The sequence below is a fragment of the Acidovorax sp. 100 genome (genome assembly GCF_003688355.1).
GTDB classification, from domain to species: domain Bacteria; phylum Pseudomonadota; class Gammaproteobacteria; order Burkholderiales; family Burkholderiaceae_C; genus Acidovorax; species Acidovorax delafieldii.
The window spans coordinates 330,580-355,755 of record NZ_REFD01000001.1 but is presented as its reverse complement, the minus strand read 5'-3'; the positions used below and the strand labels follow the sequence as shown (position 1 = coordinate 355,755).

25 protein-coding genes are annotated in these 25,176 nt (G+C 66.2%); 14 read left to right on the top strand and 11 right to left on the bottom strand.

The genetic code is table 11. From position 1 onward, the window contains the following. Nucleotides 1-44: 44 nt before the first annotated feature. Nucleotides 45-953, bottom strand: a complete 909-nt coding sequence (locus C8C96_RS01710; protein WP_121941212.1) for a LysR family transcriptional regulator — start codon at nt 951-953, stop codon at nt 45-47. Between the two features lie 112 nt (nt 954-1,065). Here C8C96_RS01710 and C8C96_RS24830 point away from each other — a divergent pair, with 112 nt between their 5' ends. Both C8C96_RS24830 and C8C96_RS24825 read left to right on the top strand, forming a co-directional pair. Then, on the top strand, nt 1,066-1,287 hold the full coding sequence (locus C8C96_RS24830; RefSeq protein ID WP_158605740.1) for a hypothetical protein: 222 nt from the start codon (nt 1,066-1,068) through the stop codon (nt 1,285-1,287). Continuing rightward, nucleotides 1,269-1,667, top strand: coding sequence for a tautomerase family protein (locus tag C8C96_RS24825; protein ID WP_158605739.1), 399 nt, complete (start codon nt 1,269-1,271; stop codon nt 1,665-1,667). Before C8C96_RS24830 ends, C8C96_RS24825 begins: the two co-directional genes overlap by 19 nt. 40 nt (nt 1,668-1,707) lie before the next feature. On the opposite strand, the gene C8C96_RS01700 is transcribed toward C8C96_RS24825, so the two are convergent. The 4 genes from C8C96_RS01700 to apaG form a co-directional block, all read right to left on the bottom strand. After that, entirely contained in the window at nt 1,708-2,832 is a 1,125-nt protein-coding gene (locus tag C8C96_RS01700) for a YbdK family carboxylate-amine ligase (RefSeq protein ID WP_056747835.1), read from the bottom strand. Then, nucleotides 2,822-4,084, bottom strand: a complete 1,263-nt coding sequence (locus C8C96_RS01695) for a cation:proton antiporter (RefSeq protein ID WP_056065273.1) — start codon at nt 4,082-4,084, stop codon at nt 2,822-2,824. The genes C8C96_RS01700 and C8C96_RS01695 overlap by 11 nt, the downstream gene beginning before the upstream one ends. A 158-nt stretch (nt 4,085-4,242) precedes the next feature. Then, nucleotides 4,243-6,261, bottom strand: a complete 2,019-nt coding sequence (locus C8C96_RS01690) for a site-specific recombinase (RefSeq protein ID WP_121941210.1) — start codon at nt 6,259-6,261, stop codon at nt 4,243-4,245. Nucleotides 6,262-6,349: 88 nt separating this feature from the next. After that, nucleotides 6,350-6,757 (bottom strand): Co2+/Mg2+ efflux protein ApaG, encoded by a 408-nt coding sequence (gene apaG / locus C8C96_RS01685; protein ID WP_056748068.1) that lies wholly within the window; start codon nt 6,755-6,757, stop codon nt 6,350-6,352. Between the two features lie 88 nt (nt 6,758-6,845). On the opposite strand from apaG, the gene rpe reads away from it, so the two are divergent. Then, complete coding sequence (gene rpe / locus C8C96_RS01680; protein WP_099731931.1) at nt 6,846-7,526, top strand: ribulose-phosphate 3-epimerase; 681 nt, start codon at nt 6,846-6,848, stop codon at nt 7,524-7,526. A gap of 69 nt (nt 7,527-7,595) precedes the next feature. Here rpe and C8C96_RS01675 read toward each other — a convergent pair whose 3' ends face one another. The 3 genes from C8C96_RS01675 to C8C96_RS01665 all read right to left on the bottom strand — a co-directional run bounded on the left by C8C96_RS01675 (nt 7,596) and on the right by C8C96_RS01665 (nt 11,170). Continuing rightward, nucleotides 7,596-7,988, bottom strand: a complete 393-nt coding sequence (locus tag C8C96_RS01675) for a hypothetical protein (RefSeq protein WP_121941209.1) — start codon at nt 7,986-7,988, stop codon at nt 7,596-7,598. Nucleotides 7,989-8,115: 127 nt separating this feature from the next. Next, nucleotides 8,116-10,305: a HAMP domain-containing sensor histidine kinase gene (locus C8C96_RS01670; RefSeq protein ID WP_121941208.1), complete on the bottom strand. Its 2,190-nt coding sequence runs from the start codon at nt 10,303-10,305 to the stop codon at nt 8,116-8,118. Nucleotides 10,306-10,471: 166 nt separating this feature from the next. Next, nucleotides 10,472-11,170, bottom strand: a complete 699-nt coding sequence (locus C8C96_RS01665) for a response regulator transcription factor (RefSeq protein ID WP_121941207.1) — start codon at nt 11,168-11,170, stop codon at nt 10,472-10,474. A 230-nt stretch (nt 11,171-11,400) separates the two neighbouring features. Here C8C96_RS01665 and C8C96_RS01660 point away from each other — a divergent pair, with 230 nt between their 5' ends. The 3 genes from C8C96_RS01660 (at nt 11,401) to gph (ending at nt 15,066) form a co-directional block, all read left to right on the top strand. Continuing rightward, the gene (locus C8C96_RS01660) at nt 11,401-12,750 is read left to right on the top strand and encodes an SPFH domain-containing protein (protein ID WP_121941206.1); all 1,350 of its coding nucleotides are present in this window, start codon (nt 11,401-11,403) and stop codon (nt 12,748-12,750) included. 2 nt (nt 12,751-12,752) lie between these two features. Further along, nucleotides 12,753-14,276 carry a hypothetical protein gene (locus C8C96_RS01655; protein ID WP_233584129.1) on the top strand — a complete coding sequence of 508 codons (1,524 nt, stop codon included), beginning with the start codon at nt 12,753-12,755 and terminating at the stop codon, nt 14,274-14,276. 79 nt (nt 14,277-14,355) lie between these two features. After that, nucleotides 14,356-15,066, top strand: coding sequence for a phosphoglycolate phosphatase (gene gph / locus C8C96_RS01650; protein ID WP_121941205.1), 711 nt, complete (start codon nt 14,356-14,358; stop codon nt 15,064-15,066). Nucleotides 15,067-15,085: 19 nt separating this feature from the next. On the opposite strand, the gene C8C96_RS01645 is transcribed toward gph, so the two are convergent. Further along, nucleotides 15,086-16,735 carry a methyl-accepting chemotaxis protein gene (locus C8C96_RS01645; protein ID WP_121941204.1) on the bottom strand — a complete coding sequence of 550 codons (1,650 nt, stop codon included), beginning with the start codon at nt 16,733-16,735 and terminating at the stop codon, nt 15,086-15,088. Between the two features lie 279 nt (nt 16,736-17,014). Further along, the gene (locus C8C96_RS01640; RefSeq protein WP_015016056.1) at nt 17,015-17,614 is read right to left on the bottom strand and encodes a chalcone isomerase family protein; all 600 of its coding nucleotides are present in this window, start codon (nt 17,612-17,614) and stop codon (nt 17,015-17,017) included. Nucleotides 17,615-17,977: 363 nt separating this feature from the next. Here C8C96_RS01640 and trpE point away from each other — a divergent pair, with 363 nt between their 5' ends. The 8 genes from trpE (at nt 17,978) to C8C96_RS01605 (ending at nt 23,866) form a co-directional block, all read left to right on the top strand. After that, nucleotides 17,978-19,477 carry an anthranilate synthase component I gene (gene trpE, locus C8C96_RS01635; RefSeq protein ID WP_099732322.1) on the top strand — a complete coding sequence of 500 codons (1,500 nt, stop codon included), beginning with the start codon at nt 17,978-17,980 and terminating at the stop codon, nt 19,475-19,477. Beyond that, entirely contained in the window at nt 19,474-19,809 is a 336-nt protein-coding gene (locus C8C96_RS01630) for a chorismate mutase (protein WP_121941203.1), read from the top strand. The genes trpE and C8C96_RS01630 overlap by 4 nt, the downstream gene beginning before the upstream one ends. Then, nucleotides 19,806-20,390: an aminodeoxychorismate/anthranilate synthase component II gene (locus C8C96_RS01625; protein WP_121941202.1), complete on the top strand. Its 585-nt coding sequence runs from the start codon at nt 19,806-19,808 to the stop codon at nt 20,388-20,390. The genes C8C96_RS01630 and C8C96_RS01625 overlap by 4 nt, the downstream gene beginning before the upstream one ends. Further along, on the top strand, nt 20,387-21,058 hold the full coding sequence (locus C8C96_RS01620) for a LysE family translocator (RefSeq protein ID WP_121941201.1): 672 nt from the start codon (nt 20,387-20,389) through the stop codon (nt 21,056-21,058). The genes C8C96_RS01625 and C8C96_RS01620 overlap by 4 nt, the downstream gene beginning before the upstream one ends. Nucleotides 21,059-21,075: 17 nt before the next feature. Beyond that, nucleotides 21,076-22,113 carry an anthranilate phosphoribosyltransferase gene (trpD, locus tag C8C96_RS01615; protein ID WP_121941200.1) on the top strand — a complete coding sequence of 346 codons (1,038 nt, stop codon included), beginning with the start codon at nt 21,076-21,078 and terminating at the stop codon, nt 22,111-22,113. A 20-nt stretch (nt 22,114-22,133) separates the two neighbouring features. Beyond that, a complete protein-coding gene (locus C8C96_RS24970) occupies nt 22,134-22,283 on the top strand; it encodes a hypothetical protein (RefSeq protein WP_192421952.1) in 150 nt (49 codons plus the stop codon). Beyond that, a complete protein-coding gene (gene trpC, locus C8C96_RS01610) occupies nt 22,276-23,079 on the top strand; it encodes an indole-3-glycerol phosphate synthase TrpC (protein ID WP_121941199.1) in 804 nt (267 codons plus the stop codon). The genes C8C96_RS24970 and trpC overlap by 8 nt, the downstream gene beginning before the upstream one ends. Before the next feature lie 70 nt (nt 23,080-23,149). Further along, the gene (locus tag C8C96_RS01605) at nt 23,150-23,866 is read left to right on the top strand and encodes a uracil-DNA glycosylase (RefSeq protein ID WP_121941198.1); all 717 of its coding nucleotides are present in this window, start codon (nt 23,150-23,152) and stop codon (nt 23,864-23,866) included. 47 nt (nt 23,867-23,913) lie between these two features. Here the strand turns inward: C8C96_RS01605 and C8C96_RS01600 are convergent, their stop codons facing one another. Then, nucleotides 23,914-24,888: a helix-turn-helix domain-containing protein gene (locus C8C96_RS01600; RefSeq protein ID WP_158236095.1), complete on the bottom strand. Its 975-nt coding sequence runs from the start codon at nt 24,886-24,888 to the stop codon at nt 23,914-23,916. Nucleotides 24,889-25,176 lie beyond the last annotated feature (288 nt).

Below are 25,176 nucleotides of genomic sequence, written 5' to 3'. Positions count from 1 at the left end.
CTGCCTGGTGGTCCAAGAAAAAAAGGTCAAAAAGGTCAAAGGCATCAGGTGCTGCTTTCTGTCTGAGAAAACCAGGCCGCCCAGTGGTCGATGCAGGCCTGGATCTTGGGCAACCGGTGCCTGCGCGTGAGGGTGATGGCGTGAATGGTGCTGGGCTGCAGGTCCACGCAGTCGGCCAGCACCGGGGCCAGCAGGCCCTGGCGCACCAGGGGCTCCGCCACCACCGTGGCCAGGCGCGCAATGCCCAGGCCCTGCAGCGCCAGGCGCGCGGTGATGGCCGTGCTGCCCGAGCGCCAGTGGCCCTCGGCCACCAGCACCTCGGGCACGCCATCGACCCGAAAGGGCCAGTGGTTCAGAAACGCCACCGCGCTGTTGGTGATAAGCCGGTGCTGGCGCAGATCGTCGATGTGCTGTGGCACGCCGTGCGCCTGCAGGTAGCCGGGTGTGGCGTACAGCGCGCGGGCCAGCGTGCCCAGGGGGCGCGCCACCACGGTGTCGGTCAGCGGCGGGCCAGTGCGGATGGCAATGTCGATCCCATCGCGTGCCATATCGGCCATGCGGTCGTCCACCACCAGTTCCACGCGCAGTTGCGGGTGCTTGTGCTGCAGGCTGTCAAAGCTGGGGATCAGCAGGTGCTCGGCCACCACCGAACTGGACGCCACGCGCACCCAGCCGCTGGGCTGGCCGCTTTGTTGGGCGAACTCACCTTCCAGCTCGTCGAGCGTACCGTTGATGCGGCGGCAGTAGTCCAGAAAGGTCTGCCCTTCTGCCGTGAGCGTGAGGCCATGGGTGGTGCGGTGCAGCAGCCGTGCGCCACAGGCTTTCTCAATGCGCGCCAGGGTGCGCGAGACCTGGCTCACCGGTGCATCGCGCTCGCGCGCCACGGCCGACAGCGAGCCCAGGTCGGCCACGCGGGCGAACAGGTGCATGTCTTCAAAGCGGATGTCGCGCATCGGCCGATGGTAACGGCGGGGCTGTGCGCTGGGTGCAAAACGGTCTTGCGCGGGATGCGCTTTCGGCCTTGCGCGGTGCTGCCTACAGTGGCCTCACCCCGAAAGGAATGCCATGGACCCCCACCTACACCCCGACGAGTACCAGCGCCTGCGCGATGCGGCCCAGCGCCATGCCATGCAGTTGCGCCGGGAGGCGATTCGCGAAGCCCATGCCTGGGTGGCGCGGGGGCTTGTGCGCATGACCCGCTGGGTTTTCCTCTTCCTGCGGACCCCGTCCGCGCCCACGACCCCATCCACCCAGGAGGCCCCAACACCATGCCAACCCTTGTTCTGAAACTGACCCCGCTGCAAAACCCTGAGCGTTACCAGGCGCTGGCCAGCGCCCTCACCGACCTCACGGTCCAGCGGTTGGGCAAACGCCGCGAGGTGACTGCTGTGGTCATCGACGACCTGCCCCCTGCCCGCTGGCATATCGGTGGTGCACCGGTGGCGCAGCCCACGGCCTTGCTGGAGATCAGCATCACCGAGGGCACGAACTCCGAGGAGGAGAAGGCCGCTTTCATCGCTGCCGCGTTTGCCGAGCTGCAGCGCCAGCTGGCGGGGGATGGCGCCCTGGCCGCTGCGAGCTACGTGGTGGTGCGGGAGCTGCCCGCCAGCGACTGGGGCTATGGCGGGCGTACGCAGCAGGCGCGCAGATTGGCGGTCGCTGCTTGAGGTCAGAGTCGCGTGAAGTGGCCGGCGCCTGGCGTGCGGGTCAGGCCGCCGCGCCGCGAAAGCGCTGCGCTGCCTGGCGGCTTACCTCGGCCAGCAGCTGCTCTTCGCTCTGGCGCTGGCGCAGCCAGCGGGCATCGTTCTGCCCCGCCTCGACCTCGGTGCGCAGCATGTGCATGGCGCTTGATGCGCCCTGTACGGCCGCGTGACCTGCGATCTTGTCCATGGTGCGCAGGATGTGCTCGCGCAGCGGCATGTGGTCGCCCGTGGCCGGGTCCACATACACCGCGTCCATGCCAAACCGGCAGGCCTGGAAGCGGTTGTAGGTGTACACGAGGTAGTCGTCCTCTTCGGGCATGAAGGGCTGGTCGGCCAGAAACCACGCGCCCAGCGACTGCACGTAGCCTGCGAGGGCCGCAGCGCGCTCGATGGTGAGCGGCGTGTCGAACACGCGGATCTCGATGGTGCCGAACTCGGGCTTGGGGCGGATGTCCCAGTAGAAGTCCTTCATGCTCTTGACCACGCCCGTGCGGGTCATCTTGTTGAAGTAGGTCGTGAAGTCGTCCCAGGTCAGCGCCATCGGGGCGCGCCCCGACAAGGGGAACGCAAACACCGAGTTGAGCCGGGCCGAGTCGAACGCCGTGTCCTGCCCTTGCACGTAGGGGCTGGACGCCGACAGCGCAATGAAGTGCGGGATGTAGCGCGACATGCGGTGCAGCATCAGCAGCGCCGCATCGGCATCCGGGCAGCCAATGTGCACGTGCTGTCCGAAGATGGTGAACTGCTTGGACAGGTAGCCGTACAGCTCGGACAGCTCGCGAAAGCGCGGCTTGTCGTAGATGCGTCGCTCGTGCCACTGCTGGAACGGGTGCGTGCCGCCACCCACCACGGCAATGTTGAGCTTGTCGGCGCTTTTGACCAGCGCATCGCGGATGGGCGTGAGCTGGCCCAGCACCTCGCTGGCCGAGTGGCAGATGCCGGTGGAGATTTCGATCATGCTGTTCGTCATCTCGGGCACTACGCTACCGGGCAGCGGGGTTTTCTTCATGAGGCGCAGCATGTCCTCAGCGTAGGGCGCCAGGTCGTAGTCGTTGGTGTTGACCAGCTGCAGCTCCAGCTCGACGCCCAGCGTCAGCGGCTCGGAATGGGTGAAGGCTTCAAGACTCACGGGGGGACTCTCCGTTGTTGTTGCTGCGGGTCAGGGGTGCCCAGGGTTTGGAGCTTTCGCCCGCACGGTAAATGGCCACGGTGGCAATGACGGCACCAAATACCTCCATCAGCAAGATGGCGGGCAGCGCCACACCCGCGATCACATGGCCGGTGGAAGGCGACGCGAGTACAAACTGCGAGGCGATCAGCAGGGCGATGGAGGACATGGGGGTCATCGCGCAGCCCACCCACAGCGCCTGCTTCCAGCTGGCGCCGCTGCCCACATTGCCCAGCGCCACGCCGGTGGCCTTGGCCAGCAGGCGCACGGCAATCAGGGCCAGCACCACACCGGCCACGGGCGCGCTCCAGTCGGCCTGGGCCGCCACGGTGGAAACCAGCACGAACATCAGCATGGTGAGCAGCGACGATGCATTGCCCAGCTGCCGTGGCCAGGCCCAGGGGCGCGGGTTGAGCTGCTTGAGCAGCATGCCCCCCAGCAGCGCGGCCAGTGGTGCCGAGCCCCCCATGTGAGCGGCCACTGCCGTGCCTGCAGCCACCAGGGCCAGGAACAGCATGGAGGTGTTTTCGCTGGTGGGGCTCATGAAGCGCAGCGCCATGCGCAGCACCAGGGCCAGCACGGCGGCCACCACGATCGATACGCCCAGCACCACCACCACGGGCGACACGGCCTCCAGCACGGTGAGGCTCTGGCGGTTGATGAGTTCTGCCTTGGCGCTGCCCAGAGTCAGGGCATACAGCGTGGAGAGGGTGGTGAGCACAATGGCGCGTTCGGTCACCGGGCCGGCGGCACGGGTGTCGGCCACCACCCGGGTCAGCACTGCAGGAGATGCCGCCAGCGCCACCAGGGCCAGCGGGCCAGCCGCCTGGGGCGGCAGCTGCAGCCACACCAGCACCCAGTACACCGCGAAATAGGTCAGCACCGATTCGGCAATGCTCTGCACCAGCACCATGGGGTTGTGGCGGAACCAGCGCAGCGGGATACGGCCGCCACATTCGAACAGCACAATGGCCACGCCCAGCTCCAGCAGGAACAGGCCAATGCCCTGCAGCGGCCAGACTGCACCGCTGAAGCCTGCCAGGCCGGCTGCCGTGCCCACCAGCGAATAGCCCACCACCTTGGGCAGGCCGGTGTGGCGTTGGGTGAGATAGCCTGCCATGGCGGCTACCGCCAGCAGCAGTGACCATTGCACCGTGGGCAGCCCGGCCGAGGGGCGCAGCCACTGCGCCCAAAAGCTCAGGATTTCATTCATTTCATCGGACCTCTGCGTCAGACGGGCGCTGCCCGTTGGAGTGGAGGCCCCGGCGCACAGGCCCTCCGCAGATGGGACGGGGTGCGCTGGGGCGTTGGGCCCTTGAATTTACAGGCGGAAACACTCCGCCCTTGTAGGACAGAGGCGGCGGTTTCGCCTCAGCCCTGTGCCGTTGTCGCCAGTGGCCCCCGCCGCTCGGGCACAAAAAAGCTCAGCGGCGCGGTGCGCAGGCGGGCGCGGATGGCGGCATAGATGCGCGAGCGGTCCACGCCGCTCACGTTCTGTGCACGCAGCGCCAGACTGAAGGCCAGATAAAAGCTCACCGACACATTCAGTGCGCCCAGGAACGGGAGCGAGGCTACTGCCCACCAGAACGCGGGCAACTGCAGCACCTGCAGACCCAGCGTGGCGCCGGCGGCCGCCACCTGCCCGGTGGAGAGGGTGACGTGCCGTACATCCAGCCCCAAGCCGAAAAACGCAGCGAAAGCAGGCACCAGGCTCAGCATGAAACCCAGCGAGATGTTGGCCGCAAAACCCGACAGGTTCTCGCGCAGGAAGCGCGCCCAGCGCGCGGCGCGCTCGGCTCCCAAAAGCCCGGTGATGCGCGGGTTGTAGTGCAAGGCCGAGTCCATGCGGTGCAGCACAAACCAATTCTCTGTCCAGCCCGCGATGATGCTGGAGGCAAACAGCAGCACCCCGGTAAAGGCGGCAAAGAACAGCGACGGCCCCAGCAGGTGCAGGGACTCGAACACATGCTCGGCCTGCTTCTCGCTGATGGCCGGGTGGCCCGTGGCCAGTGCAATCAGTGCAGCCAGCGCCAGCACGGCCGGGAACACCACCAGCACATTGCCCAGCACAGCAGCCACCTGCGAGCGCACCAGGTGCGTGATCTCGTCCACGAACGACTCGATCGCATCGCCGGTGCCCAGCTCCTTGAGCTTGGCCGCCATGGCAGGCGCGGTCATGGCAGGTTGTTTGGTGGCCACCGTGAAGTGCAGCAACTGGATCAATACAAAGCTCACGGCATAGTTGATGCCCGCCATGAAGCCGCCCCAGAAGGCCGAGAGCGCGAGCGCATACAGGCCAAACTTGATCAGTGTGGTGAAGGCCATCAGCGCACCGCCCCCTGCCGCCTTGCGCAGCATGGAGCGGTATTCGGCACTGGTGCGGGTGATGTAGTGCTCGCCCGTTTCGGCGCTGCGCTCGGCCACCTTGGCCGCCAGCAGCGAGGAGTTGGAGGCCAGCAGCGCGCGCAGGCTGCGCCGCTCCTGTCCCACCATCACCAGCTGTGCCATGAGTTGCGCCGCAGTGACTGCGGGCTGCGCGGACAACAGGCAGTCGAGCAACACGCGCACGCGCAAGATGCGCTCGCGCAGCTGCCGCAGCCGGAACACCAGCCCCACCGAAATGCCGTTGTCCTCGAAATGCGTATAGACGGTGGCAGCCGCCGCGCGGCAGGCCTCCAGGCGTTCGCGCAGGCGCTGGGCGGATGCGTCCAGCCGGTCGGGGGTGCGCAGTGCGTGCAGCACCTCGACCCGCAGGCTTTCCACGTCGCGGATGAGGGCGTGGAAGGGTTGTGCCTCCCGTGCAGATTCGCTCATGCGCAGCCGCAGTTCGGGTGCAAAGCCGGTCGAGAGGATTTGCCCTGCACAGTAGGTGATGGCGTCCAGCAAGGCGCGGTGCCAGAGTGTCGCGCCGCCTGCGCGCTCATCGGCGTTGTCCTGGGCCAGCAACATCACCAGGCGGTTCAGGGTGGCTTCATCCAGCGCGGCCAGCCATTGCGCGTCGAACGCACTGGGCAAGGCCAGCATGAACAGTTCGGACGCATCGATGGTCTCTGGGCTGCCCGGCAGCAGCTTGGTGCGCAGGCGTTCGGCCATCTCGCTGACCAGGGCGGTGCGGGGTGCAAAGCCAAAGTCCGCCAGCAAGGTGGTGATGTCTACCTGGTCCACCAGCGTCGCCCACCAGGCCTGCAGCCGTTGCTGAATATCGGGCCGCGCCGCGACTGCATCGATGAAAAGCTGCACCCGGCCCACCGCGGCAGGCACCGAATCACGCTTGCCGCGCACCCAGTCCAGCAGGTGGATGAGCCAGAGGTGGCGATGGGCCAGGTCGGCGGCAGGGTCCAGCGCCGCCAGCAGGTGGGCCAGGTCTTTGGGCTCGGCGCTATTTTTCATGGGTGGCCTGCTCCCACAGGAAAAGCCGCCCATCCGATGGATAGCGGTCCCATGGAGGGGTGGGCATGGGGGCTGTGGGAATGGTTCTTCAATGCAGCACCCGGCCGCTCAGGGGCTCACCCGACGGGCCGTGGCTGATCGCCTCCAGCACAAACAAGGGCACCGGGGTGTTGAAAGGCTCGCCATCTTCGGCCACGCAATGGAAGGTGCCGTGCATGGTGCCACTGGAGGTGCGCAGTCGACAGCCGCTGGTGTACTGGAACGACTCACCCGGCTTGAGCAGCGGCTGCTGTCCCACCACGCCCAGGCCCTTGACCTCTTCGGTGTGGCCGCGCGCGTCGCTGATGATCCAGTGTCGCGAGATCAGCTGGGCGGGCGCGTCCCCTGCGTTGGTGATGGTGATGGTGTAGGCGAAGCTGAACACCCCGGTGTCCGGCGCAGACTGCTCGGGCAGGTATTCGGGCAGCACTTCCACGTCAAACTGGTACTTTGGCATGGGCCGCATGGTAACCGTGCCGCCCCGTGTGTGGGCAACTCCCACGTGCCAAAACCCCAGTGGTTCTGCGCTTTGCGACAATCGGGGGATGAGCCGCACATTCCAAATCGCCCCCTCTATCCTTTCCGCCGACTTTGCCCGCCTGGGCGAGGAAGTGCGCAATGTCATTGCCGCTGGCGCCGACTGGATTCACTTTGACGTGATGGACAACCATTACGTGCCCAACCTGACGTTTGGCCCCATGGTCTGCCAGGCCTTGAAGCCCCACGCCAAAACGCCTGCGGGCGTGGCCGTGCCGATTGACGTGCACCTGATGATCCAGCCTGTGGATGCCTTGGCCGCTGCCTTTGCCGACGCGGGTGCTGACTACATCAGCTTCCACCCCGATGCCTCGGGCCATGTGCACCGTAGCATCCAGGCCATCCGGTCCAAAGGCGTCAAGCCTGGCCTGGTGTTCAATCCTGCCGAACCTCTGGACGTGCTGGACTGGGTGATCGACGACATCGACCTCATCCTCATCATGAGCGTGAACCCCGGCTTTGGCGGCCAGAGCTTTATCGACTCCGCGCTGCGCAAGATCGAAGCTGTGCGCAAGCGCATTGATGCTTCTGGCAAGGACATTCGTCTGGAAGTCGATGGCGGCATCAAGACCGACAACATCCGCCGCGTGGCTGACGCGGGCGCTGACACCTTTGTCGCAGGCAGCGCCATCTTTGGCAAGCCGGACTACCGGGGCGTGATCGACGCGATGCGTGTGGCCTTGGGCTGATCGCCTCGGTCGCTGCGAAGATTGGGCGCGGATGCCTTTGTGACAGACCACACCTAATAGGAGGTCAGGTTACTGTTGCGCAGGCACGGTGATGGTGGTCGTGGTCGATTCGCGCAGCACGCCGCCGCCGGAGACCGAGCCACTCGCTGGGCTGCTTTGCATGCGGCGCATGCAATCCGCCTGGTCAGCAGCCGTCTGGAACGCTGCACAACGCTGGGTGGCGTTGTCGGTGGCGGCGGCTCCAGGGTTGCTGAGATCGCCCTTGCGGGAAGCGTCCAGTGCGTTGTTGGCCTCGCGCAGGCAGGTGGCCAGGCTGTCCTGGGTGTTGTTGGTCATGCATTTTTCCCGCTCCTGCTCGTAGCGTGCCCGCGCGTCCTGCGGCGGCGTTTGAGCGGATGCGCCCGCACAGGCCAGCAGCAAGGCCGCAGTGAATACAGAGGTGGCAAAGCGAAGGCGTTTCATGGAGGGCTCCTGAGGCAATGGCAGACGAAGGTCTGAACCTATGCCTGCAGGGTAGGCGCCGGGGCCATGTGCCCCTGTCGGACAGAGCCGCCCTTGCCCGTGCGCGCGCTTCGCGTCTTGGGCTGGGTCAGCCCAGTCGCTGAAAGGTCAGGATGAAGGCCACGCCATCAGACGTGTTGCGCGCATTGATGGTGCCGCCCATCTTGGCCATGTAGGTTTTGGCCACAAACAGCCCCTGGCCCCGGTGCTCGCCCTCGCCCAGCGGGGTGGGGCTGGCAGGGTCGGAAACGCCCAGCTCAAAAATCCGCTCCAGCAGTGCGTCTGCAATGGTGGAGCCCTGGTTGTGCAGCGTAGCGCTGGCGGTGGATTCCGACGCCGTGAGCGTCAGCCTGATGGGGCTGCCTGTGGGGCGATAGCGGTCGGCATTGCGCAAGATGTGGGTCACCACGTCTTCGAGCGCAAACTCATCGGCCCGCACGATGACCGGGCCAGGGTGGCTTGGGCCCAGGTCGTACACCACATCCAGAATGCCCGCAAAGTGGGCGTTGTCGGCCACGTTGCGCAAGAAGGCATCCAGGTCCAGCCGCCCCTCGGGCACATCGGCGGCCTGCAGCGCTTCGGCGGGCGATGCCGTGCCATACAACACATGGATGGCCTGCTGCATGCGCTGCACATAGCGGTGGCCGGGGTCTTGCGGGCCGTTCAGCGCCATCAGCGACTGCAGGGGCGACATGATCTCGTGCCCTACGGCGTGCCACATGTCGCGCTCTTGTTGGGCGCGCAGCTGCTCGCGCTGCAGGTCGTCCTTCACGCGCTGCAGCAGGTCGGCCAAGCCACCGGCCAGGATGCCCAGCTCGTCCGAGCCGCGCAGGTCCGACACATCCAGGTCGCCCAGCCGGGGGCCGGTGTGGCCAGGCTGCACGTTGTACGACACGGCGGCGGCGCGGCGGGTCAGGGCTGTCACGCGGCGGATCAGGCCCACCTCGACCACCAGCCAGGCCAGCGCAATGGCGCCCAGCATGGCACCCAGGTACCACGACAGGCGCGTGGCCACAGCGGCCAGGCCTTGCTCCACGCCGCGCAGGTGGCCGGTGAAGTTGACCACGTAGTTTCCCGTGGGCGTGTCCAGAATGTCCAGGGCCGTAGGGGCGGCGGGCGTGGCTGCTGCCGGGCCCACGCCTGCGGCCTCCAGCGGCAGCCAGCGGATCAGGCGCAGCAGCCAGGGGGCAGATGGATCGGCCTGCACTTCGACGCCCTTGAGGGTGATGGCGCTGGCTTCGTCGCTGCCCATTTTGCGGATCTGCACACGCTCACCCGGCAGCAGGCTGCGCGAGAGGTCGCCCAGCGATGCGGCCAGCTGCGCGCCGGGTGCGTCGCTGTCGAACAGCGGTTTGGTGTCCTCGCCCGGCGCCAGCATCTCCACCCGCACACGCATCTGCCCCAGGTCTTCCGGCGGCCAGACCAGGCGCTCGTCCTTGCGGAACAGGGCTTCGCGGAACAGTTCGACCGGCAGGCGGATGGAGTAGTGGGTGCGGCGCAGGCAGTCGGAGGTGATGGCGGCCCCGCCAGTGGGTGGTTGCACCGATGGGGGCGGCAGGTCGCGGCACTGGCCGTTTTGCCACAGCCAGCCGCGAAAGTCGCGCACGGGCCGTGCGCGGGCGTCGAGCTGCGGCGTGCCGTTGTCCACAAACCCCGTCAGGCGCCCGCGCACGGCCGCGCTGCCCTGTGGGGTCATGGCCTCATACGGCGCAATCCAGCGGTAGGTGGCACCCCGCATGTCCAGGGTGATGCGCGCACGGTGTGCCTCGGCGGGCACCAAGGCGCCGCGTTCGCGGGGCGTCAGTTCGCCGGCATAGAAGCTGCCCACCAGGTAGATGAAGCCGCCTGCATAGGGGTTGTTACCAATCGCCGCGCACACTGAGGCGCCATCGGGGTAGTGCACAGAGCAGCCCGCCATCTCCACGGCCTGTTGCGATTTTTGGGGGTCGTCAAAGTCGATGGCCGCATAGGGCAGCAGCAGCGGCGCCAGCGGCGTCACGCCCTGGCCGAGGTGGCTGGCATTGAGCAGCGCCAACTGGCCGGAGGGGTGGCGCAGCCGCGCCATGACCTCGGCCTGGCTGCGCACAAACCCATGCTGGTAGGCCTGCCAGGCGCGCTCCTTTTCGTCCTTGAGCACCACCACGCTCAGCACCACCGTGGCCAGTGCCAGCAGCACGAACACCCCGCGCACGAGGATGCGCAGGCGGAACGCTGGCAGGCCCAGGCGGGGCATTTCTAGGCGCGATATTTCAAGTGCGGGGTGCAGTAGGCGTTTCACTCCATTCCTCTCGCGTGAAAGTACCGTGCAGGGCGGTAAAAACTGGCATGGCCCAGGCCAGGGCCGCCGCGCAAGGGCCGCCCCGCCGCGCTGGCGGCGTCCCCCTGCCCGCATTGCGCAGCAATGCGAGAGCGGGGGGAAGGCCTGCAGGGCCTCAGGGGGGTGTTCACTTTACCGTCCAGCGGAACCCGCGCATGGGCACGTTTTCTATTCCCTCAAATCCGGGGTCCACTTCGCGCAGCGCCTCGCGAATGGTGCTCACATGCTTGCGCACGTTGTCGCGGTTGCGGCCGCTTTTCACCACCTCGAACAGTTCGTCGTAAGACACCACCTCGCCGCTGCGCTGGTGCAGCGTGGCCAGGATGCGCTGGGCCGTCAGCGGCAGGTTGATGCGCTCGCCGCGCCAGGTGGGCGTGCGCTGCCACAGCGGGTCCAGCACCAGCGCATCGCTCACCGGGGCAGCGGCTGCGCTGGCCGGGGCCTGCGCCTGCGTGGTGCGCAGGATGTCGAGAAAAGTCTCGATGAAATCGGCCTCTTCAAACGTGGTTTTCTGCAGGTAGTCCCACGCATCGAGCGCCTTCATGATGCTGCGGTAAATGGCTGCTGGCATGGCCGACACCACCAGCACCGGCGTGCCCTGGCGCAGCTTGTTGATGGCGTTGATGAGGGCCACGCCCGCATGGCGCTCGCGGCCCAGTTCAATGTCCAGCACCACCGCGTCGTAGTGCTCGCGGGCCAGCGCGGCCTCGGCCTCGTCGCGGGTGAACCACTGGTCGATGACGATGCCGCTTTTGGCGCTGCGTATCCACCCGGCCAACTGGTTGCTGGTGGGCAGGTCGTCTTCGATCACGGCAATGCGGGTCATGGGCAGGGCGGGGCAGTAGAGGGGTGGGTGGATTATCCCGGCGCCCCGTTCTGGGCGGTGTGAGTTTTTCTTCCGGGACCGGAAGGTTCGTGCGACCGGCGTGAGCGCATTGGGGGCTGCACTGCGTTGTTGCTTCCGGGGTGGATCCGAACAATCGGTCCTCAATGAGCCAGCCACGGCGACGGCTCAGAAACGACAACAACACCGAACCAACCTGAGAGAGAAACACCATGAAAGCCACCTGGAATCGCATCGTGCAGACCCTGAAGGGCCGCCGCTCTACCCCTTTGTCCGAAGCAGGCACGGAGCCCTTGCTGGAGGCTGAATTGCAAAGCCCTGTGGCAGCCGATGCACGCGGCGCCGAAGCCCCTCACCTGAACTGGGCCTACCTGCTGCCCACCGCCCGCACCGTGCGCTGGCTGACCGCTGGCGCTGTGGTGGCCGCCGCAGGCCTGATGGTGTACCGCAATCCGCCGGTGCAACACTTGGCGCAAGGCGACCTCGGTGTGCGCCTGAATCAGTTCACCGGTGCCGTGAGTCTCTGGCGCGATGGCAGCGTGTGGGTGGTGCCCGGCCTGCACACGGTGCGCGTGTTCTCGCTGCGTGACCAGAGTTACCGCCCCGAAGCCATGCGCCAGGCCACGGGCAGCGCGCCGCTGCAGTCAGTGGAAGGCCTGTCGCTGGGCCTTGACCTGAGCGTGCGCTATGCCCTGGACCCCAACTCGCCCGCCGTCAAGGCCGGCAACCTGCCCGACAACGTGGGCGTCGACATCGTGGAGCCCGCCGTGCAGGGCCTGGTCTACAAGGTTTTTGCCCGCTACACCGTGCGCGAAATCTTCTCGTCCAAGCGCGCCGAAATTGCACAGATCATCGAAACCGAACTGCGTGCCCGCCTAGCTGCCGATGGCGTGACGCTGCGCAGCCTCCAGATCGGCAAGGTGGACCTGCCCGCGGAGTACCGCCGCGGCATGGACAGCCTGCTGGCCGAAGAGCTGGCGTCCGAAAAAATGCGCTACACGCTGGAGCTGAAAGACAAGCGTGTGAAGGAAACCGAGCTGGACGCCAACGCCGACAAGGTGCGTCGCGAAGTGGCCGCCGAAGCCGCCGCGCGTGAGCAGGTCATCGCTGCCAAGGCCCAGGAAGAGGCCATGAAGCACGTGCTGCCCTTCAAGCAACGCCAGATCGAACAGCGCCAGCTCGAAGCTGAAGCTGAACGCGTGGCCCGCGTCAAAGCCGCAGAGGGCAGTGCCCAGGCTCGCCGCATCGAAGCCAACGGCGAGGCCGACGCCCGCCAGAAGCTGGCCGAGGCCGAAGCCTACCGCATGGACCGCGTGGGCAAGGTCAACGCCGAGCAAATGGCCCGCGAAGGCGCACTGGTGACCAAACACCCGCTGCTCATTCAGAAGACGCTGGCCGACAAGCTCTCGGACAAGATCCAGGTCATCATCGCGCCCCCGCCCGCCAATGGCGACTTCATCGGTGCCGCACTGCTGGGCGGTAACCGCAACGCCCAGGCCGGGGCCGCACAGGCTGCAGCCGTGGCCGACGACGCCACCACCACCCAAGCCGTGGAGCAGTGAACATGAACGCGACCTTCGCAACTTTGTTGGCAGCCGTGGCCAGCGCCGCAGTGACCGTGGTGGCCGAGGCCGCCCCCCAGCCATCGCCTGGCGCTCAGGGCAGCGCCATCGTGGTGCAAGACCAGGCCAACCTGCGCGCTGCACCGCGCGATGGTGCCCAGCAGCAGGCCAGCCTGTGGCAGGGCGAAGTGCTCGAAGTGCGCGGCGAACGCCTCGACTATTTGCAGGTGTGGGACCACAAGCGTGAGCGCGGTGGCTTCATCCGCGCCAGCGATGTGCGCCGCGTGGCCCTGACCGAGGCAGAAGGCCCCGCGCTGCTGGCTGTGATGCGCTTTGTGCAGGAAACGCCGGGCGCCGAAGCGCTGGGCATTGGTCTCACCGCCGCTTACCTGCAGGCCGCGCCCGCGAAGGCCCTGGCGGGTGTGGAGGGCGCCCAGGCTTTCGATGCCCTGGGCACCTTTGCCGACCGCTTGGCGCGCCGTGCCTCGGTGGCCGTGCCGGGCAAGGCCTCGGGCGCTACGTTGTCGGCCCACCTGGATGTGGCCAATGGCTACGGCGTGCGCTTTGCCACCTACGAGGTCGAAGGCCGCATGCAGGTCTGCTACGAGGGCGAGGCCTTTCGCCGCCTGCTGGCCATGCCCGTGGCCGATGCCGAGCAGCGCGCCCGTGCTGTCCTGGCGCTGACCCGCCCCGAATGCATCAACCCCGACCTGCCCGCACACGAGCGTGCCAAGGTCACCACCTGGCAGGCGGAGGTGCTGGAGCGCGTGGACGTGGCGGGCCTTCCCGGCTACCTGCGCAACCGGGTGCAGATGCGCCGCGCCAGCGTGTGGGGTGCTGCAGCCTTCCAGCAGGCGCGCAAGAACGTGGCCGACCCTGCGGTGGCCGCCGCCGCTGCACGTGCATTGACGGAACTCAGTGGCGTGAGCAAGGCCGATCTGCCCGACGAAGACCAGAGCGCCTACAACGACGCTGCTATGCGCGTGAGCGCCGTACGCTGGGCGCTGGTGCCTGCTGCGGCGCCTGTCGCTACCGCCGCCGGAGCCCGCCCCACACTGTTGACCGAGCCCGGCGCCCCCGGCGAAACCTGCGTGCTGCTGGTGGACGCGCAGCACAGCGTCAAGGCGCCACTGCTGCGCCGCTGCACCTACGGCGTGGTGTGGACTGCATCGGCCAGCACCAACCGCGAAGGCACAGCCTGGGCCCTGGCCGTGCAGCCCATGGAAGGCTGGCGCGAGCTGTGGGTGCTGCGCAAAACGGAAGGTGGCTGGCTGGCCGATGTGCTGCCGCCCGCCGCCGCCACGCCCGAGACCGGCGTGGCCGAATGGGCGGGCTGGGTGCCCGGCGGCCAGCAGATGCTGGTGGCGCGCGAAGCCCGAGGCCAGGGCCGCTACCGCAAGAGTTTTGAGGTGGTGCGGCTGGAGGGCTTGACCACCGAGCGCGTGACGGGCGATGTGGCAGCGCTGCCCCTGTTCCAGCGTTGGCAAGACCCAGCATGGAAGCGCGAGACGCTCAGTCTGCGGTGAACGAAGCAAGGCAGACCAGGGGAGGATTTGACGGGTTCCGTAAACTTGGTCCCGTCTTCTCTTTCCGAATGCTTGCCCAATGCCTCTCGCCGTTACCCCCTCGCTGTCCACATTGCTCACCGGCGTGGACGCCGCCATCATCGACCTGGACGGAACCATGGTGGACACCATGGGTGATTTCAACGAGGCGCTGAACCGCATGCTGCGCGAACTGGAGCTGCCGTCGATTGCGGCACAGACCATCGAACACATGGTGGGCAAGGGGTCGGAGCATTTGCTGCGTTCAGTGCTCCACCACGTGCTGGCGCAGATAAATCATGCCTCTGTTGCTACTGAAATTGAAGCGTTGTATCCATCGGCCTGGGCCAGCTACCAACGCCACTATCTCGCCATCAATGGCCAGTATGCCGGGGTGTATGACGGTGTGGAGGCGGGGCTCCAGGCTTTGCGCGCCCGGGGTTTGCGTCTCGCCTGTCTGACCAACAAGCCCCGGGACTTTGCGCTGCCCTTGCTGCAGTCTAAGGGGCTTGACGGCTATTTCGAGAAGGTCTTCGGTGGCGACTCGTTCGAGCGCAAGAAGCCCGATCCGTTGCCGTTGCTCAAGACCTGCGAAGCCTTGGGTACCGACCCTGCGCGCACGCTCATGGTGGGCGACTCCAGCAACGATGCGCAGGCCGCGCGGGCTGCGGGCTGCCCGGTGGTGCTGGTCACCTATGGCTACAACCACGGCCAGCCCGTGCGGGCCGTGGATGCCGATGGTTTTGTGGATGCGCTGGCGCAGCTCGCCTGAGCTGGCCGAGCCTGCCTGTTCAGGCAGTCAGCTGGCGTGGCGCCACGCTGCGGTAGTCCAGACGTGATGACGCGGGGGAATTGCTGCGCACGGGGGCGGGCACGGTGCGGTTGGGGCGGGTGGCGTTGTCCGAGAGGCGGAACACCGCCACGGCATCCACCAGCTGGCCGGCCTGGGTCTTGAGGCTGTCGGCGGCGGCCGCACTTTGTTCCACCAGGGCGGCGTTTTGCTGGGTGGCCTGGTCCATCTGCGTGATGGCCTCGCCGACCTGTGAGACGCCCTGGCTTTGTTCGCTGCTGGCGGCACTGATTTCGCCCATGATGTCGGTCACGCGCCGGATCGCGCTGACCACTTCGGTCATCGTGGCGCCTGCCTTGTCCACCAGGGCCGTGCCGCGCTCCACGCGTTCCACACTGGTTCCAATCAGACCCTTGATCTCCTTGGCGGCCTCGGCGCTGCGTTGTGCCAGGCTGCGCACCTCGCCCGCCACCACCGCAAAGCCCCGACCCTGTTCGCCCGCGCGTGCGGCCTCCACAGCCGCGTTCAGCGCCAGGATGTTGGTCTGGAAGGCGATGCCGTCGATGACGCTGATGATGTCTGCGATCTTGCGGCTGCTGTCGTTGATGCCCTTCATGGTGTCCACCACCTCGGCCACCACATCCCCGCCCTGCACGGCCACGGTGCTGGCGCTCATGGCCAGTTGGTTGGCGGTGCGGGCGTTGTCGGCGTTCTGGCGCACGGTGGAGCCCAGCTCTTCCATGGAGGCTGCGGTTTCCTCCAGTGCGCTGGCCTGCTGTTCTGTGCGGGCACTCAGGTCGTTGTTGCCGGATGCAATCTCGGCACTGGCCGTGGCCACGCCCTCGGCGCTGTTGCGCACGTTGCCCACGATGGTGGCCAGGCGCGATTGCATGGTGGACAGTGCTTGGAGCAACTGGCCGGTTTCGTCATTGCCACTGGTGGTGATGGGGTGGGTCAGATCGCCATCTGCAATGCTTTCGGCGGCTTGTTGGCCTTGCTGTAACGGGCGCACGATGGAGCGCGTGACGGTCAGGCCCATCAATGCGCCGAGCGCGACGGCCACCAGCGTGCCTACGCCCAACAGCACCTGGCTGGCTTTGGCCAGGGTGGATGTGTCTGCCTGGCTTTCGGCCAGCTGGGCGGCCATGGTTTTGCGCAGGTCGTCGAGGGATTGAAGGTATTTGTCGGCCAGCGGGCGCAGGTCTTTGTCCACGAGGGCGGGCACGTTGGGTTCGCCACCGCGGTGCAGTTCCCGGATTTCGTTGAGCTTGTCGTTGTAGGCCTGCCGGGCCGTCGCAATTGCGGCCAGAAGCCCCTTGGCCTGGTCGCCTTGCACCAGTGCCTCAATGCGCTTGACCTTGGCTTCCATGCCCTTCGCCGTCGCCTGGGTATCGGCGGTGAGCTTGTCCATGTAGTCGCGGTCGATGGCCTTGAGGAAGGCCTCGGTGCGTACCCAGTTCAGCCGGATGTCTGACGCCCAGTCCTCCACAAGGGTTTGCTGCTCGATCTCCTGCGTGGCGACGCGCTCGCTGGCACTTTGCAGGCTGGCAATGCGCCACATCCCTGTGGCCGCAATGAGAGCCGTGATGAGAAGAATGGCGCCGAAGGATGCGCCCAGGCGCAGGCCGACGGAAAGGTTGCTGAGTTTCATGGTGGTGTCTGGCGCGTAAGGGGGCTGGGGGCAGAAGGGGCGTTACAGACGGCTCGTTGCGGGGCGCGGATAGCGCACAAAGCTCGGTTCAGGCCGTGGCCTCGGGCGCTGCGGGTGCACGCAGCGGGAGACCGGTTGTCGCGTTGTCAAAAAGGGCTGGAAAGGTTGGGCGATGGCTGGAGCGGGGACTGAGGCACAGGCTACTCCCGGGTAGGGGGCGCGTCTGTCGGGCGCGCGACAGCCTTTGCCGGGAGGGCGTGGGTGTTTGCCCTAGGAGGACTAGGACGATGACTGGGCGGTCTTGCCCAGCAACGCGTCCTTGAGCTTCCAGTCAGCTGGCGCATTGCCCAGCCAGATACCCAGCAACGCGTTGAAGAACTCGGGTTCCTTGAAGGGCTCTCCCTGCGGCTTGCCCTTGACGGTGATGATGGTGCCGGTACCCGGAATCCAGTCGATCTGGAACTGGTCTCCCGCCACCAGCTTCTTGTGGTCCGAGAAGATCTGGCTCATGCGGAGCACGCCAGGAATGAGCTTGGAGAATGCCGCGCGGTCCATGTTGTCCTCCATGCCGCGCGAGAACAGCTTGCCCAGCTCGGTGGAGTCGATGTCGCGCAGCATGGTGATGCTCATGCGCTTGGGGCCCTTCTGGGCCATGACGTCGGCGGGTGTGCCGGCTTTCTTTTCGAGATAGAGCCCTGCCGTGTATACCTTGAACACTGCCTTGTAGCGCACCCCTGCGCCGTTGAGCTGCAGGGTGCTGCCGCTCAGGCTGGCGGTTTCTTCGTACTTCACGTCGGCCACGGTAATGGGCTGGGCAATGGCACTGGCTGCCAACAGGCAAGCACCCGCCATCACAGCGCATCGCGTCAGGAATTTCATGCGCAGCTCCTAAAAAAAGAACGGTCGTTCGTTTCAAATTGTTGCAGCGCTCCTGTCGGGCCGCAACAGGGTTTTCGAGCGGTTGTGCGATCTCGCTGTGAGGGCTGTCAAATCAGCCCGCTAAAAAAGCTTTGCTACACTTTGGCCCATGTTCATTCACCACGTGTTCATCACAGGTTGCAGCGACCGGGGAGCCTGGCCCTGGCGTCAGCCTGTCGCTTTGAACGCCTGATGGCACCTGGGCAGCAGCCCCAGCGTGCACCCGTGGCCTCCACCCGGATGCGGTGAGGCCGATTGAATGGACCGCAGCGCCCCTTTTCCATTGCACAGGGACACGCGCTGCGACAGCTGGGAGCCCTCCCCGTGATCACAGAACTTGAATTCAAAAGCCTGGCCAGCGAAGGCTATAACCGCATTCCGCTCATGGCCGAGGCCTTTGCGGACCTGGAAACTCCGCTCTCGCTCTACCTGAAGCTGGCGCACACCAAAGACGGCGGCAAGCACAGCTTCCTGCTCGAATCCGTGGTGGGCGGCGAGCGCTTCGGGCGCTACAGCTTCATTGGCCTGCCCGCCCGCACCCTGCTGCGCGCCAGCGGCTTTGGCGACCAGGCCAGGACCGAGGTGGTGACCGACGGTCAGGTGGTCGAGACCGCGCAAGGCAACCCGCTCGATTTCATCGAGGCCTACCAAAAGCGTTTCAAAGTGGCTTTGCGCCCCGGCCTGCCGCGTTTTTGTGGCGGCCTGGCCGGTTACTTCGGCTACGACGCGGTGCGCTATATCGAAAAGAAGCTGGAGACCACCTGCCCGCCCGACACCCTGGGCTGCCCCGACATCCTGCTGTTGCAGTGCGAGGAGCTGGCCGTCATCGACAACCTCTCGGGCAAGCTGTACCTTATTGTCTACGCCGACCCGGCCCAGCCGGAGGCGTATGCCAAGGCCAAGAAGCGCCTGCGCGAGCTGAAAGAGCAGCTCAAGTATTCGGTGAGCGCCCCCGTGGTCAAGGCCACCGAAAGCCACCCCGCCCAGCGCGACTTTGCCAAGGCCGACTACCTGGCCGCCGTGGAGCGCGCCAAGGAGCTGATTGCCGCAGGCGACTTCATGCAAGTGCAGGTGGGCCAGCGCATCCACAAGCGCTACACCGAATCGCCCCTGTCGCTGTACCGTGCGCTGCGTTCGCTGAACCCTTCGCCGTACATGTACTTCTACGACTTTGGCGACTTCCATGTGGTGGGCGCCAGCCCCGAGATCCTGGTGCGCCAGGAGAAGACCGACGAAGGCACCAAGGTCACCATCCGCCCCCTGGCGGGCACCCGCCCGCGTGGCGCCACGCCCGAGAAGGACAAGGCCACCGAGGTCGAACTCATCAACGACCCCAAGGAACGTGCCGAGCACGTGATGCTGATCGACCTGGCGCGCAACGACATCGGCCGCATCGCCAAAACCGGCACCGTGAAGGTGACCGAGGCCTTTGCCGTGGAGCGCTACAGCCACGTGATGCACATCGTGAGCAACGTGGAAGGGATCCTGCACGACGGCATGACCAGCATGGACGTGCTCAAGGCCACCTTCCCCGCCGGCACACTCACCGGCGCGCCCAAGGTGCACGCCATGGAACTCATCGACCAGCTGGAACCCACCAAACGCGGCCTGTACGGCGGCGCCTGCGGCTACCTGAGCTACGCGGGCGATATGGACGTGGCGATTGCGATCCGAACCGGCATTATCAAGAACGGCACGCTGTACGTGCAGGCCGCCGCCGGTGTGGTGGCTGACTCGGTGCCCGAGCTGGAATGGAAAGAAACCGAACACAAGGCCCGTGCGCTGCTGCGTGCCGCAGAGCTGGTCGAGGAGGGGCTGGAATGACCCTCGCTATCACCCGAGTCAAACCCTGCGCCACCATGCAGGACGTGCGCCGCGAAGTGAACGCGCTGGACGACGTCCTGGTGCCCTTGCTGGTGGAGCGCGTGGGCTACATGACCCAGGCCGCCCGCATCAAGCAAGGTGTGGAACAGGTGCGCGATGAAGCGCGCATTGAGGCCATCGTGGCCCGCGTGCGCGAGCGCGCCCAAACCGAAGGCGGCGACGCCGACGTGATGGAAGCCATCTACCGCAGCCTCATGGAAGCCTGCATTGCCTATGAACACCGCGAGTTCGCCCGTCTGCGCGAGCCCGCCCTTGCCGGGAGCGCCGCATGAAACTCTTGATGGTCGACAACTACGACAGCTTCACCTACAACATCGTCCAGTACTTTGGTGAACTGGGCGCCGAGGTCGAGGTGTTCCGCAACGACGAGATCACCGTGGCCGAGATCGAGGCGCGTCTCAACGCGGGCCAGCTCGACCGCCTCGTCATCTCGCCCGGCCCTTGCTCGCCCGCAGAGGCGGGCATCTCCGTGGCCGCGATCAAGCACTTTGCCGGCAAGCTGCCCATCCTGGGCGTGTGCCTGGGCCACCAGAGCATTGGCGCGGCCTTCGGCGGCAACATCATCCGCGCGCAGGAGCTGATGCACGGCAAGACCAGCGTCATCACCACCACGCAAAAGGGCGTGTTTGCCGGGCTACCCGAGCAGTTCACCGTCAACCGCTACCACTCGCTGGCCATCGAGCGGGCCACCTGCCCCGATGTGCTGGAGGTGACGGCCTGGACGGAGGACGGCGAGATCATGGGCGTACGCCACAAGACGTTGGCGATCGAAGGCGTGCAGTTTCACCCCGAAAGCATCCTCACCGAACACGGCCACGCCATGCTCAAGAACTTTCTGGAGCAGCGCACATGAGCTTCATCGACGCCCACCAGCTGGTGATGTTTATCGCCGCAGGCTGGCTGCTCAACCTCACGCCAGGCCCCGATGTGCTTTACATCGTGACCAACGCGCTCAAGTCCGGCACCCGCGCGGGCATCGTGGCGGGCCTGGGCATCACGGCTGGGTGTTTTGTGCACATCTTTGCGGCCGCCGTGGGCGTGGGTGCGCTGCTGGCCGCATCGGCCACGGCGTTCACCGTGCTCAAGTGGATCGGTGCTGCGTACCTGATGTGGATGGGTGTGCGCATGCTGTTGTCCAAGCCCGGTGCCGATGGGGGCAACAGCGCAGCGCTGGCGGCGGCGCAGGCGGCCCCTGCGCAGCACACACCGCTGCGCAAGGTGTTCCTCGGTGGCTTCTGGACCAATGTGCTCAACCCCAAGGTCGCGATCTTCTTCCTGGCCTTTGTGCCGCAGTTCATCGCGCCGGGCGCGGACAACAAGGCGCTGGCCTTTGTGCTGTTGGGCGTGCTGTTCAACCTCAACGCCATCCCCGTCAATGTGGGCTGGGCGCTGGCGGCATCGTGGATGGCACGGCGCGCCGGGGTGATCCAGCGCGGCATGCACTGGCTGGACCGCGTGGCCGGTGCCATGTTCATCGGCTTCGGGCTCAAGCTGGCCTTCACAGACCAGCCCTCTGCATAAATACCAGGAGACATTCCATGCCCATTACCCCCCAGGAAGCGTTGCAGCGCACCATCGAACACCGCGAAATCTTCCACGACGAGATGCTGCACCTGATGCGGCTCATCATGAACGGCGAACTCTCGCCCGTCATGACCGCGTCCATCATCACCGGCCTGCGCGTGAAGAAGGAAACCATCGGCGAGATCACCGCAGCCGCGCAGGTGATGCGCGAGTTCAGCACCAAGGTGCACGTCAAGGATGCGACCCACATGGTGGACATCGTGGGCACGGGCGGCGACGGTGCCAACACCTTCAACATCTCCACCTGCTCGATGTTCGTGGCCGCCGCCTCAGGCGCCAAGGTCAGCAAACATGGCGGGCGCGGTGTGTCGAGCAAAAGCGGCAGCGCCGACGTGATGGAGGCCCTGGGCATCCACATCAACCTGAAGCCCGAGCAGATCGCCCAGTGCATCGCTGAAGTGGGCATCGGCTTCATGTTTGCGCCCAACCACCACCCGGCCATGAAGAACGTGGCCCCGTTGCGCAAGGAACTGGGCGTGCGCACCATCTTCAACATCCTGGGCCCGCTGACCAACCCGGCCGGTGCGCCCAACATCCTGATGGGCGTGTTCCACCCCGACCTCGTCGGTATCCAGGTGCGCGCGCTGCAGCGCCTGGGCGCCGAACACGCGCTGGTGGTGTACGGCCGTGATGGCATGGACGAAGTGAGCCTGGGCGCCGCCACGCTGGTTGGCGAGCTGAAGAACGGCCAGATCACCGAATACGAGATCCACCCTGAAGACTTCGGCCTGCCCATGGCCAGCAACCGGGCGCTCAAGGTCGAAACACCCGAGCAGTCGCGTGAGATGCTGATCGGCGTGCTGAAGGGCGAACCCGGTGCCGCGCAGGACATCGTCTGCCTGAATGCAGGCGTGGCCCTCTATGCCGCCAACGTGGCCGAGTCCATCCAGACGGGCATTGTCAAGGCACGCGCTGCGATTGCCTCCGGCGCCGCGCTGGCCAAGCTGGAGCAGGTGGTCACGCGCACGCATGCGCTGGCCACAGCGGTCTGAAACGGCGGCCTGACCCAGCCATGTGGCACGACCCGGGCACCTGGATCGCACTGGGCGTCTCTGCCCTGTTCATCGTGGCCGGGGTCGTGATGCACCGCGTGTTCACCCGCATTCTGAAACAGGGCTCCGCTGAGCCCACTGAAACCGACAAGGCAGCCAACCATGAGTAGTGACATCCTCAACAAGATCGTGGCCGTCAAGCACGAAGAAGTGGCCGCCGCCAAAAAGCGCCTGCCGTTCGATGCCATGCGCGCCGATGCCGAGAGCCGCGTGCTCACGCGCGACTTTGAAGGCGCGCTGCGGGCCAAGATCGCCAAGGGCCAGGCGGCGGTGATTGCCGAGGTCAAGAAGGCCAGCCCCAGCAAGGGCGTGCTGCGCGCTGACTTCGAGCCCGCTGACATTGCGCAAAGCTATATGGAAGGCGATGGCAAGGTCAGCGCGGCCTGCCTGTCGGTGCTGACCGACCGGCAGTTCTTTCAGGGCCAGCCCGACTACCTGAAGCAGGCCCGCGCCAGCACCTTGTTGCCCGTGCTGCGCAAGGACTTCATGGTGGATGCGTACCAGATCTACGAATCCCGCGCCATGGGCGCCGATGCCATCCTGCTGATCGCCGCGAGCCTGGATGACGCGCAGATGGCTGACTTCGAGGCCATTGCCCGCAGCCTGGACATGGCCGTGCTGGTGGAGGTGCACGACCGCGCCGAACTGGAGCGGGCGCTCAAGCTCAAGACCCCGCTGGTCGGCATCAACAACCGCAACCTGCGCACGTTTGAAGTCACGCTGGATACCACCCTGGGCATGCTCAAGGACGTGCCCGCTGACCGCCTGCTGGTCACCGAATCCGGCATCCTGAAACCCCAGGACGTGAAGACCATGCGCGACGCGGGTGTGCACGCCTTTCTGGTGGGCGAGGCCTTCATGCGGGCGGATGACCCCGGCCTGGCGCTGGCCAAGCTGTTCGCTTGACAGTGATCGATCACTATGTTTTTGATAGCTGCTGGAGCATGTGTAACTAGCGCTACCAGCCCATTTCGCCATGAATTCCTCTGAAATGCCCGCCACGCAACTCCAGACGGCCCAACCCGCCGACTGGCCGGTGGCCCCTGGCTGGCAACCCTTGGTGGACGCCTTTTTTGCAGGCGCGCGTGGGCAGGCGTTGCTCGCTCACTTGCAGGCGCGGCTGCAGGCCGGGGCTGCGATCTTTCCGCCCCAGCCGTTGCGCGCGCTGGACCTGACGCCACCCGAAGATGTGCGCGTGGTCATCCTGGGGCAGGACCCGTACCACGGCCGGGGCCAGGCCGAGGGGCTGGCGTTTTCCGTCGCGCCGGGCGTGCGCCTGCCGCCCTCGCTGCAGAACATCTTCAAGGAGATGCAGCGCGACCTGGGAGTGGCCTTTCCCCCGTTCCCGAACCCCGGCGGGAGCCTGGTCAAGTGGGCAAAAAATGGCGTGCTGCTGCTCAACACCTGCCTCACGGTGGAAGAGGGCCAGGCCGCCAGCCATGCGGGCAAGGGCTGGGAAGAGCTGACCGACACCGTCATCCGCCACGTGGCCGAGGGCCCGCGTCCGGTGGTGTTCATGCTCTGGGGCTCGCACGCACAGGGAAAGCGCGCGTGGATTCCCGCAGACCGGGGGCACCTGGTGCTCACGTCCAACCACCCCTCGCCGTTGTCGGCGCTGCGCCCGCCCGTGCCCTTCATTGGCAACGGGCACTTTGGCAAGGCGCGGGATTTTCGCGCGCAGCACGGTTACTGAGCCCTTGCAGGGCGGCCCCCAGGGGTCATGGGCCGCCCTTTCGGTTTTCAAACCCTTCGCGTGCGGGTCTGGGCAGGTGACTCGCCATAGCGCTCACGGTAGAACGCTGAAAAGCTGCTGGCGCTGGCAAACCCGCAATCCATGGCAATCTGCGCGATGCTGTCCGCGCTGTCTTGAAGCAGGTGCTGGCGCGCGGTCGCCAGCCGCTGGTCGCGCAGCCACTGCATGGGGGACTGCCCAAACCGGTGCTGAAACGCGTATTGCAGCGCCCGGACCGACAGGCAGCCCAGCTGGGCCAGCTCGCTGAGGGTGAAGCGAGCCCCGGGCTCGGCCAGCATCGCATCGCACACCTTGTCCACGGCCACGCGTTCGCGCAGGCTGCCCGGGCGGGGTGGGCGGGTCTCCGCAGTCAGCCAGTCCGGCCGGAACAGCAGCACCAGCTGGCGGTAGACAAAGTCCTGAAAACCCAGCCGGTGCAGCAGCTCCGGCTGGTCCAGGTGCAGGTGGATGGTGGCCCCGATGTGCCGCGCCAGGGCCTCCAGAGAAGGGCCCATTTGCGAAGTCAGAAAGCGGACCCGCCCATGGTCCAGGTCGACCGGGCACCCCGCTTCCAGACCCCGCAATGCGCGCGCCGCCATGTGCAGCCCCTGGGGGTCCAGTTGCAGCATGAGCACGTTCTGGCCCTGGCCAACGGCTTCCTGCGGGCCAGAGCCCGCCGGAATGAACACGCAGCGGGGGCCGGTCAGCTCCAGCTTCTGGTTCTGCACCCGCAACTCGTTGTGGCCTTGCAGTTTGAAGGACACGGAGGCGCGCGTGTTGTCTTCCACCGCAACACGCAGCGACGTGAACGACGCGGCTATGGCGGATATTCCGGGCAGCACCACGGAGGCCGACTGGCCCGCAAAGGCTTTGTCCCGTGGCTGTGCATCGCAATCCTGGAGCTTGGGCCACAGGGGCAGGACCGATTCTCCGAACGCTGCGGGGGTGGAGAAGGTGGCGCAACGGTCGTTGCCGAACAGCAAAGGGGACGGGACGGACGTTGGGTTCAGAGCGCGATACCGCTGAATGCAGGAAGAAAACCAGAGGTGGCCGGGTGTGAGCCTTGGGCTCTGCATCGAGTTCCCGGGTGGCGCAGTGTACAAGCAGACCTTGCGGCCAATGGCTGTCAAATAAACGCCTGGAGGTTACTTTTGCGTTAAACATGCACACAACTGCGCGAATCGTGTAGACGGTGGCCAGGCTGTGTTTGGACAATCCCGCTGAGTCGGGGGGAGGTCTGCGGGCCCGGCGGCGCATGCCGCCGCCGGGTG